Origin of the sequence: Paenibacillus sp. 2RAB27, from assembly GCF_052115445.1 — a bacterium.
Classification (GTDB): domain Bacteria; phylum Bacillota; class Bacilli; order Paenibacillales; family NBRC-103111; genus Paenibacillus_E.
Genome location: NZ_JBFRGR010000021.1, coordinates 1 through 16671 on the forward strand (window position 1 = coordinate 1; position 16671 = coordinate 16671).

The 16671-nt window shown below is 48.1% G+C and carries 12 protein-coding genes, 1 rRNA gene and 1 riboswitch; all 13 genes read right to left on the reverse strand.

Annotated features, from left to right (window positions below; genetic code table 11):
- Positions 1–85, reverse strand: a 16S ribosomal RNA gene (locus tag AB4114_RS24115); the annotation flags it as partial.
- A 368-nt stretch (positions 86–453) separates the two neighbouring features.
- Complete coding sequence (locus tag AB4114_RS24120; protein ID WP_441990823.1) at positions 454–1857, reverse strand: NCS2 family permease; 1404 nt, start codon at positions 1855–1857, stop codon at positions 454–456.
- Positions 1858–2090: 233 nt separating this feature from the next.
- Positions 2091–2191, reverse strand: a riboswitch (purine riboswitch).
- Between the two features lie 130 nt (positions 2192–2321).
- Positions 2322–2684 carry a DUF1304 domain-containing protein gene (locus AB4114_RS24125; protein WP_441990737.1) on the reverse strand — a complete coding sequence of 121 codons (363 nt, stop codon included), beginning with the start codon at positions 2682–2684 and terminating at the stop codon, positions 2322–2324.
- Positions 2685–2842: 158 nt separating this feature from the next.
- Positions 2843–4381, reverse strand: coding sequence for a glutamine-hydrolyzing GMP synthase (gene guaA / locus AB4114_RS24130; RefSeq protein ID WP_441990738.1), 1539 nt, complete (start codon positions 4379–4381; stop codon positions 2843–2845).
- Between the two features lie 111 nt (positions 4382–4492).
- Positions 4493–6946, reverse strand: a complete 2454-nt coding sequence (locus AB4114_RS24135; protein WP_441990739.1) for a DUF4129 domain-containing transglutaminase family protein — start codon at positions 6944–6946, stop codon at positions 4493–4495.
- Positions 6933–8144, reverse strand: coding sequence for a DUF58 domain-containing protein (locus tag AB4114_RS24140; RefSeq protein WP_441990740.1), 1212 nt, complete (start codon positions 8142–8144; stop codon positions 6933–6935). Before AB4114_RS24140 ends, AB4114_RS24135 begins: the two co-directional genes overlap by 14 nt.
- A gap of 10 nt (positions 8145–8154) precedes the next feature.
- A complete protein-coding gene (locus tag AB4114_RS24145; protein WP_441990741.1) occupies positions 8155–9132 on the reverse strand; it encodes an AAA family ATPase in 978 nt (325 codons plus the stop codon).
- A gap of 64 nt (positions 9133–9196) precedes the next feature.
- On the reverse strand, positions 9197–10663 hold the full coding sequence (locus AB4114_RS24150) for a polysaccharide deacetylase family protein (RefSeq protein ID WP_441990742.1): 1467 nt from the start codon (positions 10661–10663) through the stop codon (positions 9197–9199).
- A 200-nt stretch (positions 10664–10863) separates the two neighbouring features.
- Positions 10864–11346, reverse strand: a complete 483-nt coding sequence (gene bcp, locus AB4114_RS24155; protein ID WP_441990743.1) for a thioredoxin-dependent thiol peroxidase — start codon at positions 11344–11346, stop codon at positions 10864–10866.
- A gap of 146 nt (positions 11347–11492) precedes the next feature.
- A complete protein-coding gene (locus tag AB4114_RS24160) occupies positions 11493–12404 on the reverse strand; it encodes an RNA polymerase sigma-70 factor (protein WP_441990744.1) in 912 nt (303 codons plus the stop codon).
- Between the two features lie 44 nt (positions 12405–12448).
- The gene (locus AB4114_RS24165) at positions 12449–13726 is read right to left on the reverse strand and encodes a phytoene desaturase family protein (RefSeq protein WP_441990745.1); all 1278 of its coding nucleotides are present in this window, start codon (positions 13724–13726) and stop codon (positions 12449–12451) included.
- A gap of 981 nt (positions 13727–14707) precedes the next feature.
- Positions 14708–15688 carry a 2,3-diaminopropionate biosynthesis protein SbnB gene (locus tag AB4114_RS24170; RefSeq protein WP_441990746.1) on the reverse strand — a complete coding sequence of 327 codons (981 nt, stop codon included), beginning with the start codon at positions 15686–15688 and terminating at the stop codon, positions 14708–14710.
- A gap of 16 nt (positions 15689–15704) precedes the next feature.
- Positions 15705–16670, reverse strand: a complete 966-nt coding sequence (sbnA, locus tag AB4114_RS24175; RefSeq protein ID WP_441990747.1) for a 2,3-diaminopropionate biosynthesis protein SbnA — start codon at positions 16668–16670, stop codon at positions 15705–15707.
- Between the last annotated feature and the right edge of the window lies 1 nt (position 16671).

Consider the following 16671-nt stretch of genomic DNA (forward strand, 5'->3'; position numbering starts at 1 on the left):
TAAACCCGCTCTAAACCCGCTCGACTTGCATGTATTAGGCACGCCGCCAGCGTTCGTCCTGAGCCAGGATCAAACTCTCCATAATAGTGGACGATTGCTCGTCCTATTTGAAAAAGCTTAATTGCTCATTTGAAGCTAGCGAGATTTTGCAATCTCTTTTTTGAACGATTACTCGTTCGTGCTTACTCACTCGTTGTTCAGTTTTCAAGGATCAATATTCCATGCGCCCGCTACCGTGTTACCGAAGCAGCGAGAAGTAATATACCACATCAGCTCATTCGAATGCAAGAACTATTTTTAAGTTTCTTTCGATTCTCTCATTCTTTCGTTCGACCGCCGAAGCGACAAGGAGTAATATAACAAATCCTCCAAGGGATTGCAAGTTTTTTCGACATGGAAATAAACGGAATATAGAAAGGCCCTGGTACAGATGTACCAGAGCCCTAACTTTTTTTAACCTTGGCTTCCAATAAAGACGTATCGAGCAATAATTAGAAGGGCTAGAATCCACATTAACCAGTGGACGCTGTATTTCTTCTCACTTTTGCCACCTAAATTAGCTGCTGTAGCTAGAACCACATAAGTCACGATTCCAAAGGAAATTCCGTTCGCAATGTTGTATGTGAAAGGCATCAATACAAGTGTAAGGAACGCTGGGATCGCAACAACGAAGTCCTGGAAGTCGATTTCTTTAATGGATTGAACCATTAGGACACCAACAACAATCAACGCTGCCGCAGTCGCGGAACCTGGAATCAACATCGCAATTGGCGCCAAGAACAGAGCAAGCAAGAAACATACGCCTGTCGTTACAGCCGTTAGACCTGTACGTCCACCCTCTGCTACACCTGCCGCACTCTCTACGAATGCTGTTACTGTACTTGTTCCAACTAATGCACCGCCGCTAACACCGATCGCATCAACGAACATCGCTTTACCTACACGTTTGTTACCTTCTTCTTTGTTCTTCATAATACCTGCGCGTGAAGCTGTCCCTACCATTGTGCCGAAAGTATCGAACAACTCAACGAAAGTAAATGTAGCAATGACAGAAACAATCCCTGTCGTCATGATGCCCGCGAAATCAAAATCAGCAAAACGCAGCTTGGACATATCGGGTACCCATGTTGTTTTGTCACTAGTTAACGTACCTAGATCCACCATACCCATGAAATAACCAACAACCGTTGTTGCAAGAATTCCGAACAAGATCGCGCCACGAACACGAAGCACCATTAAGATGGAGATCAATAGAATACCAACGATGGTTAAAATAACACCTTTATCTTCTAATGAACCTAGATGAAAGATCGTTTCAAACGAAAGAACTTCTGTAAACTGATGTGCTTTAATATCATTACCCGCTTCAACTGCAACGCTGAGAATGCCGCTGTTCTTGAAACCGATCATGGCAATAAACAACCCAATCCCCACTGTGATCGCATGCTTCAAGCTATCTGGGATAGCGACTAGAAGCATTTGACGGATTTTCGTAACCGTTAGGATGATAAAGATTATACCGGAGATAAACACGGCCGTGAGTGCCATCGAAAACGTAAATTTACCTTGTGAGGTCAAAATAATCGTCGCGAAGTACGCATTCAAGCCCATTCCCGGTGCTAGTGCCACAGGAAAGTTTACGAAAAGCCCCATTGCAATCGTCATCACGCCCGCCGCAATCGCTGTTGCTAAGAAAATGGAAGTCCAGTCTCCGCCAGTTGCCCCTGATTTAAACGCACTTAATACATCTGGATTTACCGCAAGGATGTAAGCCATTGTCATGAACGTTGTAATCCCCGCCATGATTTCTGTTCTTACCGTGGTGCCATTTTGTTTCAATTTAAAAAAACGATCCAAATCCATTTTCCTACTCCTCCTAAACGAATGGTGGGGAACCAAGGATAAACGCCCTTGTCGTCCTTCTAGGACGAGCGCGTTTACCAAGGTTTGCGAAACAAAAGTATACATCTATACTTTTCTGGCAAACAGCAAAAAACCCGGAATCGTGTTGCCTGATTCCGGGTACGAAAAAGGAGCCGTCCATATGAGGGCTGCCTTCAATGTGTGAAGTCGCACGTAAAACTCATACGGAAACCGTTCCTTTTTTTCGTAGCCAGATCATTTGCGGTGATCTCGTAGAAACTCTCAGGCCAATTCCCGAGATTATACGAAAAACTGTTATCCAATTTCATATTCTAGTTAAAATTTGATCTAGTGTCAACAAAAAAGACGAACATTATACGGGTAAAGATTCCCATATCGTTCGTCTTTTTCTAGTTTACATTCATATTCCCATTCAATGGAAATCATAGCCGATTCCGCTAGGTAAGAAGGACGAAAACAAGCGCTACAAGAGCAGGCAATCCCTGCACAAGCAGAATTGATTTCTTGGCTGTGGCGCCTCCAAATACGGCTGCGACAAGTACGCAAACGAGGAAGAAAATCTCGATCGATCGCCCGACCGCAGCGTCCGGATGCACAAGGCCCCATACAAGACCTGCTGCCAGAAAACCATTGTACAGCCCTTGATTGGCTGCCAAGCTTTTCGTAATCTGAGCATTCTCTTTCGTCATACCGAAAGACTTCATCGCGCGTGGAGTTGTCCATAAGAACATTTCCAAAACTAAGATATACAAATGCTCAAGCGCAACAAGTCCGACCAAAATCATTGCCATCATTGTCATAATTTTTCCTCCCGTTGGTACTTCAATATATTAGATGTTCCTATTACTGTAACATATTTATCCAGTCAAATCGCTCAAAATAAAAGACTCTCTTCCAGCTGGTCTACAGCTCAAGAGAGTCTTTCTTTCACACTATTGGTGTTGATTAAACTGTCAATCTATTCCCACTCAATCGTAGCTGGCGGCTTGGAAGTGATGTCGTATACGATACGATTCACGTTCTCAACCTCATTGACGATACGAACGGAAATTTTCTCAAGTACATCCCAAGGAATACGAGCCCAGTCGGCTGTCATGCCGTCGATGGATGTAACTGCACGGATACCTACTGCATAGGAGTAGGTTCTGCCATCGCCCATAACACCAACGCTTTTCATGCCTGGAAGTGCCGTGAAGTACTGCCAGATCTCGCGATCTAGGCCAGCTTTGGCAATTTCGTCGCGCAAGATCGCGTCGGATTCACGAACGATTTTCAACTTATCCTCAGTAACTTCACCTAGAACACGAATAGCTAGACCAGGACCTGGGAATGGCTGTCTCCACACGATTGCGGAAGGAAGACCACACTCTTCGCCCACTTTGCGCACTTCGTCTTTGAATAGTGTTTTCAATGGTTCGATGAGCTTGAACTTCATATCTTTCGGCAGACCGCCAACGTTGTGGTGGGATTTGATCGTTTGTGCGGTAGCTGTACCACTTTCTACGATATCGGTATACAACGTGCCTTGCGCCAAGTAAGTAAAGTCGTCAAACTTGCTGGATTCTTCTTCAAACACGCGAATGAATTCGGTGCCGATGATTTTACGTTTTTGCTCCGGATCCGCTACGCCAGCCAATTTGCCGAGGAAACGATCTTTTGCATCGATTTTGACAACTTTCATATCAAATTTGCCGACAAACGTCTCCATAACGCTTTCGCCTTCACCTTGACGAAGCAATCCATGGTCAATGAACATACATGTCAATTGCTCGCCGATTGCTTTGTGAAGCAAGATAGCAACAACGGAGGAATCTACGCCGCCGCTAAGTGCGCAAAGCACTTTTTTATCGCCAACTTCTGCACGAAGTTCTTTAATCATATCTTCCACGAAGGATGACATCGTCCAATCGCCGACACAACCACACACTTCGTAAATGAAGTTGTGGATCATTTCGTTACCTTGAACTGAATGACGAACCTCTGGGTGGAACTGGACAGCATGGATTTTGCGATCACGGTTGCTCATTGCAGCAATTGGAAGTGACTCCGTGCTAGCTTCAACAACAAAACCTTCAGGTAGAACGGAAACATGGTCACCATGACTCATCCATACCGTTTGTTTCGCCTCTAGGCCTTTGACTAACGGGCTTTGGTTCGAGAACTCAAGATCTGCTTTCCCGTATTCACGCGTATGTGCGCGTTCAACTTTCCCGTTCAATTGGTGGGCAATCAACTGCATGCCATAGCAAATGCCTAAGATTGGAATACCCAAATCGAAAATGCCAGCATCAACCGAAGGAGCTCCTTCGCCATAAACACTTGCAGGCCCGCCGGAGAACACGATCCCCTTAGGGTTAATCTCACGAATTTTATCAACCGTTGTATTGTGCGGCAGCAATTCGCTGTAAACGCCTAAATCACGGATTCGTCTAGCAATCAGTTGGTTATATTGGCCTCCAAAATCTAAAACAACGATCAATTCACTTGGTTTACTCATATCCGACCTCCTAGATTCATAGCGATTGAAGATGGGGTAGAACCCTTGTCCACTTACCGCTATTTCTAGGTACTAATTTTAAACATTAGGCACCTAGGATGTAAAGGGGATTTAATGTGTCTTTTGAATGGCTTTCCAAATTGCTGTAATTTCCCGCTTCGAATAGGCAAAAGCACGCGCCGGATCGTAGCGGACACTTTCATAGATGTGAGCGAAAGCCATCAGTGCCTGTTGCTGTCCTTGATGGGCCACCTGGAGATTCATGACATATTCGCGAACCGTTTGATTGGCAGGCTTTACACCGTATTTGCGGAAAAGCTGTCTCCATAATCGATCCATAAACGGCGTCAACGGATGTTGCTGATTAGGAGATCCATTGTTGTAACTTGAGAACTCCACCGTTCTGCGCAACAAGTATCCTTGACGTCTTAGTACGACATATAGGCCAACAAGTAAACAGATAGTGCAAATAAGAACAAAAACGGCACTCTTATAAGCCTTTACTAATTGGATGAGATTATTCTTCATCGTGTGCAACCATTCACTCGATTTGGACATGACGGATTTAGTCACCGGTGCATTCGTAAGGGAAGCTGTCATCCCCAGCTGCTCCATGGTTGCTGTCGTTAACCTATCTCTAGGTTGATCGACGGATATCCCTGAGAAACCAGGTGTCGGCTCGAATGGCACCCATCCCATCGAAGGGAAATAGACTTCAACCCAAGAATGCGCATCTTGATTGCGGACAACTACCTCGTGCAGCCCATTGTCATCGGTGGCGTCTACTGTTCCTTGAGCATACCCCTTCACCCACCGAGCAGGTACACCGACAGAACGTAGCATAACCACCATGGCCGTGGAAAAATGATCACAATACCCTGTTCGATCTACGAACAGGAAATGACTGACGAAATCTTCACTTCGGCTGGGATTGGTCGGCTTTTCGAGACTGTAGGGAAAGTATTGGCTCAAATATTGCTCGATCGCTACTGCTTTGGCATACGGCGTCAACCGATTTTCGGTAACTTGCTCAGCTGTGCTTCTTACCGTCCTTGGCAACGACTCAGGCAATTGCAAATATTCCCGCGTGATCTCTTCCGGATAAGGTGCGATATCTGTGTTCAAGAGGTCAGGATTTTCTTTAATGGGTTGCACGGTGATTTTGTAATAGGAAAGAGGGTCAGCGATCTCCGGCAAGGTCGTTAAGCCACTCGTTTCGGAAGTTAGCACATTCCAAGATGGTATAGGCTTCCCTTTTTCACTCAGTAGCATATCAATGCTACGCAGCCCACCACCTACGAACAATTGCTTATTGGCCGCCTTCTCATTCATTAAAATCTCCTGCACAATGACTGGAGCTGTCGCCGATGTGCTAGTGGTCACGAAAGGCTCTAGCTTTTGCGTAGGCTGGGTCCAGCCTTTGCCATCGTAGAAGCTTTTGGATTCGCCGCGCCAGTAGGTGAGTTCAGAAGTTTTGGCCGTAAACACTGGCGAAGTGTCCACCTGGAGTGGACCTCCTAATGACGTATCGTTCTGGCCATACCCAGAAGTCGCCACAGCTGGGCTCACTCCCGTCTCCTCCTCATAGAGCTCAAACAAACGATCATACCAATGTGCCCAGCTTACTGGCTTCATTAAAGGCTCGGACTCGGTTTGCTTAGCCGACAACCAACCCACGCCGGACAACATACCAACGACGATCACACTAACTATCAGCCACTGCAAATAATGACGTGAACGCACAGTTGTCACGCGATAGGTCTGTTCGATTCTTGAGAGATTGAGAAGAGCCATCAGAAGCAACCCATAACCTAATGTGCGTATGATTCCTTGTACGGTATCCGCTCCAAATACGAGCTGTATACCTACGAGATAGATCAAGGTAGCCATCACAAACCAAAGACTATGCTGTCTTTGGAGCATTAGAGCTTGAACAACCGAAAGCAGTAATGTCCAACCCATTAGAAACAGGAGCGTGCGCATTTCACCGCTGATCAGATCAAAATGAGCCTGTACGATATAGACAAAATCTTGCGCAAGCGTCCTCACCAACGAGAGGATCCATCCTCCAGTAAGTAAGGTTTCGCGGTTAAACATATATCCGATAAAAACCACAATTATGCTGCACTTTGCCAGCCATCCCCATCCATAAGGGACTCGGAAGCAATCCAGCGCAAGACACAGTGCAAACACAACAAGTATCGGTCCAATTCGGATCAACTCATCGCCCATCCATGCCAAAGGTCGCAGCCATTCCGAGAGAAGGAGAAAGAGCAGCAGGGTGATGAGACCGTCTCGGAAGAGACTATTAGGTTGAGGCGGCAGGCTGTCTGCGCGGAAGATGAGTTTGGATGGGTTGCGTGATGATGGGTCTGGGTGGGATGGATTGGCTTGTGGGCTGCTTAAGGGTGAAGTGCTCAAGTGCGGATTGCTTATATTTGTAGTGCCTAAAGACGAAGTGCCTAAATACGAATTCCTTGCGCTCGAAGTACCTGCGCGCTTATTAAAAAAATGCGAAGTGCGAGAGCGCGCGTGCAGCCCGCGACGTGGTTCAAGCGGTTGCATCCGCAACACCCCCTTGCCTTGGCCACTGGCTCTGCGGATGCGGCACTTCCGTGAAGCTGCAGCCTGCGGCCTGCAGCTGGGAAGCCCCCTCTCGCTCTGCGACCGAGAGGGAAGGCCGCGCGTGCACGTAGATCACGTGCACGGCTCTGCGCCTGGTGCCGCTATCTGCGATCGCGCGCACCAGCGCCACATCCAGCGTCGATGTGATACACAGCATCGACGCATGCAGCGGCAAGTCTGCCGCCTCTTTCCTGACGAGGTCAGGAAAGGACAGGGCGGGCTTGCCGCCAACGCTCGCGAGTACTTCGTACGCGAGCGTCAGATCGGGGCGAATCGTCGGTGCGATTCGCCTTGTGTTAGAGGAGCTGCAGGCGAAGCCGCAGCTCTCTCGCCCACTAGCGGCGGCTTCGAAGAACCCCGCCGCGAGGGCGACGCCCTTCTCCAGCAGCGGCTGTGCCGCTTCTGCTGGGCCCGCCGCAGGCGTGACATCTAGCAGCAGCATCCACTTCGTGGAGGCGGCCTGCTCGGGTTCTTTGGTCATCAGACGGCTCAGGCGAGCCGTCGATTTCCAGTGGATGCGGTGATACGGATCACCGCTGACGTAATCACGAACGGAGCTGATCAGCGGCGTTTCGCCCTTGGAACTAAGTGTTGTTGAGCCTTCCTCCGATTGAAAGGTCATCCCGCTTCGTCCCAATGCATCCGGCCTTGGATACACAACATAACGCTGCAAATCTTCCCTCTGTACTCTGCGAAGCGCGAAACCAAAGAGATCCCCTGCCGCAGCTTCAAAATGAGCAAAACGGTAACTGCCTCGCATGAGATGGGTCATTTTGTAAGGCAGCAGAATCGACTTCTGAAACCAAGGGAAAAGCAGCTTGCTGTACGTCAGCTTTCTCCCATTTCCTTCATGGATCCAAGTTTCTTTCAACAGCAGCCACGGCATTGGAACCCAAGAACGATGCTGGATCTCCAGCACGATCGTTACATCATCGCCTGCGAGAAACACGTCACCTGACAGGCGCCGATTCAAGTTCAAGCCTTTCAGCGCAAATACATAAAATAATCCGGCCTGTATCCAGATCAACGATAAACAAATACCAAGATACCACGCAGCGAATCCACCTTGGCGATAAGCCAAATAGATCACCAACACACAACTTACCAGCAATAGCGTCGTCTTCCCCCAGCTTTTCATGTCATGTCCCCTACTTCGCTGTGACATAACGGAGAACTGGTGTTTGCATGCCATCTAATAAACCCTGAAGAATGAGATCTGCCGAACGGCCCATCATGCGCGCATCCGAAGTGAGAATAAGCCGGTGCGTCCACACAGGTAAAACCAAATCCTTAATATCATCCGGAACAACAAAGGTTCTCCCCTTCACATAAGCCGCCGTTTGTGCAGCACGCATCAACGCATAAGACGCCCTCGGACTTGCACCTATGTAAAAATCAGCATGATCTCGCGTCGCTAAAGCTAAGCGAACGATGAAATCTTTTAACGTATTATCCACATGGATCATGGCCGCTTCCTTCTGCAATTGTACAAACTCATCCTGTACAATCACCGGCTTCAAGCTTTCCAAGGGGTGGCGATCCTGCAAGCGATCCAACATTAGAATCTCTTGATCATGCGTTGGATAGCCAAGTGAGAGCTTCATCATAAACCGATCCATCTGCGCTTCCGGCAGCGCGTACGTGCCTTCATAATCCATCGGATTTTGCGTCGCGATGACGACGAAGGGCTTCGGCAACTCATAACTTGTGCCGTCAATGGTCACTCGTTTTTCTTCCATCGCTTCAAGGAAAGCAGACTGCGTTTTCGGAGAGGTCCGATTACATTCGTCCGCAAGTACGACAGACGTCATTAATGGCCCTGGCCGAAACTCAAACTGATTGCTTTTGACATTAAAAACAGAAACACCGGTCACATCCGAAGGAAGCAAATCTGGCGTACATTGAATTCTCTTAAACTCGCAACCGATCGTTTTGGCTAACGCGCGTGCTAGCATGGTTTTACCTACACCAGGAACGTCCTCTAGCAGTAGATGCCCGCCGCTCAACATCGCGATAAAAGCTTTCTCTATCGTTTCTCTCTTGCCAACTATCACTTTCTCTACGTTCATGATCATCCGTTCCACAAGAGGCTGCGGTTGATCGAATATTCGGGTTTTCGATGCCATAGACAAGAAGCCTCCTTTATAAGGGTATGCTTCTAGTTTTTCCAGCTCTCTACTCTTTTAGACATTATCCTGCCATTGCAAATAGAGAGTTTTTGAGAATTCGATTATTTTCTTTAAAAAAGTGAAGGGGACGCAGCGCCATAGAAACCTCACGGTAGTCGGGATCCATCACAGCATTCGTAATACGGCCGCCGAGTGATACGATCGTTTTGCGCAGTGGCACGATAATTTGATTATCTTGCATGTTCATATCCGCTAACGAATAAGTGGCTGTTTGCTTGCCTAAAGTGAACAAACTAATGCTTCTATTCACAAGATCATAGTCCATATCATAAATGCCGTAATGGGCATTGGCTGTTTTCGTATCCGCCTGCCACGCCACTTTCCCACCCATCTTCTCGATCAGATAGCGCAGAGGCAACTCTATTTGATTCGCATGCAGCTTATAAATGGAAGGTTCTATGGTAAACGTATTCCCTCCGAGTACATGAACCTGCAGCGGCAAAGCAGCTTGCTTAGCTAGAATACGCGCAGCCTCCGCTTCTTCTTCCATCTTCGCTTTCGCTTTCTCTTCAGCTTCTGCCTCAAGCTTCTGCGCGAGGCGCTTTTCCTCTGCCTGCTTCACGAGATCCGATGGGCTCGGATGAGCGACTGCATATTGCTGCGTTTGATCTATCATCGCTTGGAATTGCTTCATGCTCATGCTCCGCGACCATTTCGGCTTCATGATGGCGAATTGCTTGGGCTTCACTTGATCTGTCAGCGTGGCGAAGGCGTATCCTAACTTTTTGTAGTAGCTAATCACTTGGGGTAATACTTGGACAGAGGATTCATGCCCCGTTCCATCGTGAAACAGAATATTAATTTCGTGATCCAGGGGGGAAGCTTTCACCGTCTGCCAAATTTCATTCACTGGCACATTCGCTCTCTTGGAGTCTCCACTATCGACATTCCAATCCTCCATGATATAGCCTGCTTGCTCCATCAAATAAAAGTAATAGGCGTCAAAATTCGTTGCTGTCCCGCCAGGCGCTCTTACGAGTTGAGGTCGTATCCCCACGATATTCGAAATAACGTCTTCGCTGCTCTGGATTTGGTTCCAAAAGGTTTGAAAATCACTATAAAGCTCTTTATAAACATGATTATAGGTATGATTGCCGATGGCATGACCGTCTTTTACGATTCTTTTGAGTTCAGCAGGATGCGCTTTCGCTTGTTCACCAAGTACGAAGAATGTTGCTTTAACATCTTCTTTATCTAAAATATCCAGCACCTGATTCGTCAACTTGCTAGGACCATCATCAAACGTCAGATATACAGTAGGCTGCTCCGGTGTTACGTAAGTCCTCTCACTCTTCAGTCGCTTCCCTGCTTGAAGCTGCCCAAACGCCTCTTGTACGGACGGATCCCCTTCATTGTCCGCGGCTTTGGCTGGCATGCTGCCAACCAAGAGTGAAACTAGTAAAACAACAACCATCATGATTTGAAATCGTAGTCGTCCGTTGTTTGGGGTTTGTACCTGTGAGCGCATCCGATGATCCCTCCGCATGTTCTATCATTTTGACATCTGATAGATTATATGGGCCGAGGAGCGAGAGTATGACACAAAAAAAGCGATCCCTCTCCGTAAGGAGAAGCATCGCTTTGGGACTTATCATCCCTTTATATGGAAGAAACTGTTCCGCGTATCTCTACTAAAAATAAGTTGACGAATACGAGATTAGAAGCAGCCTATTTCATTTCTATCACAGCATCCAGTACAGACTGCACGTGATTCTTAATTCTCACTTTACTCCATTCTTTTACGATATAACCTCTCTCGTTAATTAGAAACGTTGATCGAATAATGCCCATGTACTCGCGGCCATACAGCTTTTTCAACGCCCATACCCCATACTTCTCTGCTACCTTATGATTGGTGTCTGAAAGCAGGAGGAACGGCAGCTCGTACTTCGCAATAAATTTGTCATGCGAGTTCAGCTCATCCGGGCTGATACCAATCACTTCTACACCTAACTCCGCGAATTTCCCGTTGTAGTCTCGAAAGTCGCAGGATTGCTGGGTACAGGTTGGTGTATTATCTTGTGGGTAAAAATAAATAACAACTTTACGCCCTTTATAATCGGCTAAAGAAACTTTCTCTCCATTGGAGGCAGGCAGCGAGAAGGCTGGTGCCTTACGCTTGGTTACTGCCGTTTCACTTACTTTTTTCAATACGGCTCTCTCCTCTTTCTCGTCTTGCTAGGCAACTCTTGACTTCCTCCCATTATGCGACATTCACTGGATGACATCAAACGAAAAAAAGCTGCCACGAATCGTAATGACTCCTTAGCAGCTTTCTATAATCTAAGATTAAGACCTCACGCTTCCGTTTGCCATGTTGCAATGTGCCTCAATTTATCAGGATTCACGACGATATAGAAAGCCTTGATCTGCCCCTCCTCTAGATGGAATGTCATCACATTATTAGGCTGATTATTCACATACGCAACAATGCCTATTTGTTCGTTCACTGTCGTTAAGGTAAAGCGATAGTCCTCCGGTAATTTGGCCAAAACGCCAGATAAAAACTTGGCAATTCGTTTCACTCCCTGAATAGGGTTGATCGCCGCATTCACCTTGCCACCACCATCAGAGTATAGAATGGCATCGGATTTCACGATGGTTAACAGTTGAGCGATATTCCCTGACACTAACGCGTGTACGAATTGTTCCACGATCGCTGTCGTTTGTTTCGTTTCACTCACCCGCTCCGGCGGGAGGCTAATCGCATTCTTAGCTCGGCGGAAAATTTGACGGCAATTCGTGCTGCTTTTGCCAACAATTTCGGAGATTTCATCGTAGTCATATTGCAGGACCTCACGAAGCAGGAATACCGCTCGCTCCACCCAAGACAGCTGCTGCAGAAGCAAAAGGTACGCGGTGGATAGCGATTCTTTGTGCGTATACGCGAGATCTGGTGCGATCTGATGATCTGCACTTGTCGCGCTTGTCGTCATCAGTGGTTCCGGCAGCCATGGCCCGACGTACACCTCTCGTTTTTTGCTGGCGGAGCGCAGGCTATCGATGCAGCGGTTGGTCACAATTTTGCATAGATAAGCCTTGGGATTGTGAACATGCTCCAGATTCGTCTCATTGGCATACAGAAATGCCTCCTGCACCACATCCTCCGCATCCATCACACTTCCCAGCATGCGATACGCTAGTGAAAACATTAACGGTCTATAGCTCAGATAGATTTGCTCGGAAGCTTCTGCCCCTGTGATCTCCATCTTGTCACACCTCCCGATCTACTGGTATCTGTAATAGGATAATTCTAAGCGAACTGAGGCGTTTTTAAAATAGCTTGAGCCGCACGTCTAGCACTTGCCGCCGAGGCATCCGCGAGCATTTCGCCATGACTTGCCCAGTCACCCGCTACAAAGAGTCCTCGAATGCCTTCAACGGCTGGACCTGTTTGCAGATTGGATTTACCCACATGTAAAGTGTCATGGACGACCGTCATGTTCGGCAGAAACTGTTTCGTTACGACTACTTGCTCCCAACCAGGATGTAGGGTATTCATGGCAGCAGTAAGGGCTTCCTCATCCTCTTTCGGATTACTTTCTCCAGATCCGTTATATTTGACCATATGCACGACGAGTGTACCGTCCTCACTAAGCTTGGCATGTAAAGTGTGATGCGAGAAAAAGATCGGTTGGTCCAACGCAATCGCCACATCTCGACCTGGAACGGAGAGCTTTTTCAAGCCTAAATCTAGGCAGGCAGCTTTCGAAGGGCGCGCTTCGTCCCTCCACTGTTTCAATATCGTTCGGTCTGCGTTCGGGACAAGCTTGTAGGTTTCCGATGGGGACGCAGTGCTGATGACATGCGATACCTCTACCATTTCTTCATGGGCAAGTTTGATGCCMTGCACCTGACCGTTCGCGTGTACGATTTCTTTCACGTCGGAACCGCTTATGATGTGGACACCTGCATCAATCGCTTTCTGTTGGAGCTGATCGACGATCATTTGCCAGCCTCCGTGGATATAAAGCACTCCTTTTAATGAGCGCTGTACCTGCCCTAGCACTGGGCCAGCAAGCTGATGATCTGGATCAAATGTGTACGTTGCCGTTCTGCACAAAGAGTAAAAAATATGACGAACCATTGGATCCGCAATTTCTTGCTCCGCCCACTGTCTAAGCGGTATGTTTTCAACCTTGCTCGCGTCCATTTTGGTTAACCGTATGACGAGTCGCAGAAGTCCCAGTTTCCCTGACCAGGTGAGCAGCTTCGATGTGATCATGCTGAGCAGTGTTGCCGGCATTGGCACGACCCCTTGGTTCCACAGTGCATTGACCTTCGCAGAAGGTGAGCCTCCCTCGATGCGAATACCCAACTCTCGCAGAATGCGAAAAGCATCTCCTGCACGGTATAAAGCATGGCCCCCAAGGTTGAAAAGCACACCGTTTTTCTTATTCGTCATCGCTCTGCCACCCATTCGTCCCGAACGTTCCAGCAGAACCACGCTTCTTCCACCTTTGGCTACTTCAAGTGCAGCAATGAATCCAGCTAAGCCTCCGCCGATGACGGCTGTGTCGTATTTAGTCATGTTCATCATCCTCCAATTTCGCTTTATATCTATAAGGCGAAATTGGCGTGTGTTTTGTGACAAGAGAAGAAAGAATTTTTTGGATGCAGGGCTGAGACGTGAATTGAGGTGGCTGAGGTGAGGAATTGAGGTGATGAGGTGGCTTGTTCTGCGCGCGGGCACAGGTTGAGGTGGTTAGAGTAGCTTGTCCGCGTGTTTAGCTGTATAACCTACAGTTAATTATCGCGGATTTGCTGGTTTTCCCGATATAGCTGTAAAAACTCCAGTTAATTTTATGTAAATTTGAAGAAACGGGACAAACGTTGAAAATTAACTGGAGGAAATGCAGCTAACCCCTCAGAAACGTAAAATACGGTTCGAATAGATGTAGAAAATCCAGTTAGTTGATACGTAACAGCTACGACTGAGCTTGGCTCGGGGTTGGGTTGGGTTGGGTTGGGTTGGGTTGGGTTGGGTTGGGTTGGGTTGGGTTGGGTTGGGTTGGGGTTGGGGAGGAGTGACTGTTGCATGCAGCACACCAGCGAATTTATAATCCACAGGCGATTTTCTGTGGATAACTCAACATGTGGATATGTTAATACGCATCGCCTAAGTTATGCCCAATAGGGACTTGAGGCCCTGTGGACTTGTGGGTAACTCTGTGGATAGATGTGTATAAGAGTAAAAAGTAGTCGCTTTTGTTGCAGCGACTCGCCTCCGAGACTCCCCTTGTTTACTTTTGTAATCACCCAACATTCACATTCACCCCTCACCACCTGCAGCATGTCCCCAAGAAACGAAACGTCATTCCACTATTCGAGTGAATTTCGGCAATTTCAAATAGTTGCGGAACGAGGACCCGCTATTTCCTCGAATTGCGCACACAAAGCAGCAATTCCAGCGAAATAGCGCCCTCACGTTCCGTTGCGTTTTAAAAATGGCTGTTCTAGGCCAAATATCAGAACGTCGTTCCGCATCTCCAGAAAAACCAACAACCCGTGGCTATTTATACTTACTTCCCTCTAACGTAACTCCCTTTTGTAGCCGCAACGCTTCCCTCCAATAGTAGCCTGCAACGGCAACATCGAAGATGCCTAAGCCCATCGGATTGAAAAAAACAGGCTCCTGCGTTTCCACACTAGCCAACTGGTCACGAAGCACTACATCGGCTAAGGTGTGTACGTCCGACTCCTGTAAGCCATACAGGTGATGCAGCTGCTCAATATCTGTCCGCTCACGGCATACTTCGCGCCAATCATCCACAATGATCGTTTTCACGTCAGCAACGCTTTCCGGTTTATAGTCCCGGAGGGAGACATTGAGCAGGAGCGCTCCGCGAGGCGGGGCTTCATCAATGTACCTCTCCGCTGACACTGTGCACGTCATAATAACATTCGCCTCGCGATAGCCTGTGCGCCAATCATTAATCACTTGCGTCCTACTCTGAATAGCTGCCGGAATCGTCCCCAGCTCGACACCATTCAGATCATAAATCCGAACCTCTTCAATCCACTCGCCAAATAAAGCGACACACATATCCAGATGCAGCCGCCCAATGGGTCCCCACCCGATTAAGTGAATGCGTAAACGGTCAGGCTGCCTGAACATCACAAATTGACTCAACATCACACCGCTCACCGCTGCGGTCCGAAGACCATTTAACAGTCCGCTGTGGATAAATGCCAGCGGCTCACCTGTCGTCGGTTTATTCAGAATCAACGTATTATGAGCCCGGGGAAGTCCCTTAAGGCGATTGTCTGGAAAACTCGCAATCCATTTAATGCCCGAAATATTGATGTTACCGCCTACATAAGCAGGCATTGCAATAATCCGGTTTTTCGGATCGCGGAAACGTAAGTATGGCTTCAAGGGATGAGCACAATCCCCGTTATCCTGTATAGCAACGACATCTTCAATGATGTCAGTTAGCTTCTTCCAATCGATTCCGATCTCTCGGATATGGTCATCCTGTAAATACAACATCCGCTAGTCTCCCATGCTAGTTACTCGGTGCATACCCTATCTCTCGCCCAACCCATTCATCGTTGTACACCGTATTCAAATATCGTTCACCACGGTCCGGCAAAATCGCCGCAACAACGGCTCCTGAGGGAATCATTCTGCTCATTCTGCGTATCGCCGAAATAACGCCTCCGGAGGAAGCGCCAGCTAGAACGGCTTCTTCACGAACTAATGCGCGGCAGCCCTCCACACAATCCCTATCGGATACGTAGATGACTTTGTCCGCAACATCATGCCGATGCAAGCCAGGTGTGACACCTGCGCCTAGTCCGGGAAATTTCCTCGAACCTTTTTCCCCGCCAAAAATAACGCTGCCTTCGGCATCCACCGCCACGATCTGTGTCGACCAACCGCGACTGCGGATGTACTCCATGCACCCTCGAATCGTTCCACACGAACTAACGCCGCAAAATAAATAGTCAACCTCGCCTAACTGCTCACCAATTTCCCGCATCGTAGTCTCGCTATGAGCCAGCGCATTGTCTGGACTTCCATACTGATTCGTCCAGTAGGCATTCGGGATTTGACTCACCAGCTCTGCTACCCGCCGGATGCGTGCTGGCAGAAACTCGCCCGTCGCCTCATCCGGCACGGAAACGAGGTCGATCTCCCCATGGAAGCTGCGGATAATTTGCAAATGCTGCTGTGTCGTACGCGGATCGACAACGCAGATGAAGCGAAGTCCGAGATAGAGGCAAAGTTGAGCGAGACTTATCGCCAAATTGCCGGAGCTAGACTCCACGATGACACTCCCGCTCGTCACCTCACCACGGCGAATCGCCTCCCGCAGCATAAACAAAGCTGGCCGATCCTTTGCGCTGCCGCCGGGGTTCATCCACTCCATTTTGCCATAAACCTCAAAGGGTTGATCCTTAAACAAACGCGATAGCCGAATAAGCGGCGTATGCCCGATCGCTTGGACAATACCTCCTTCAAGCTCCATT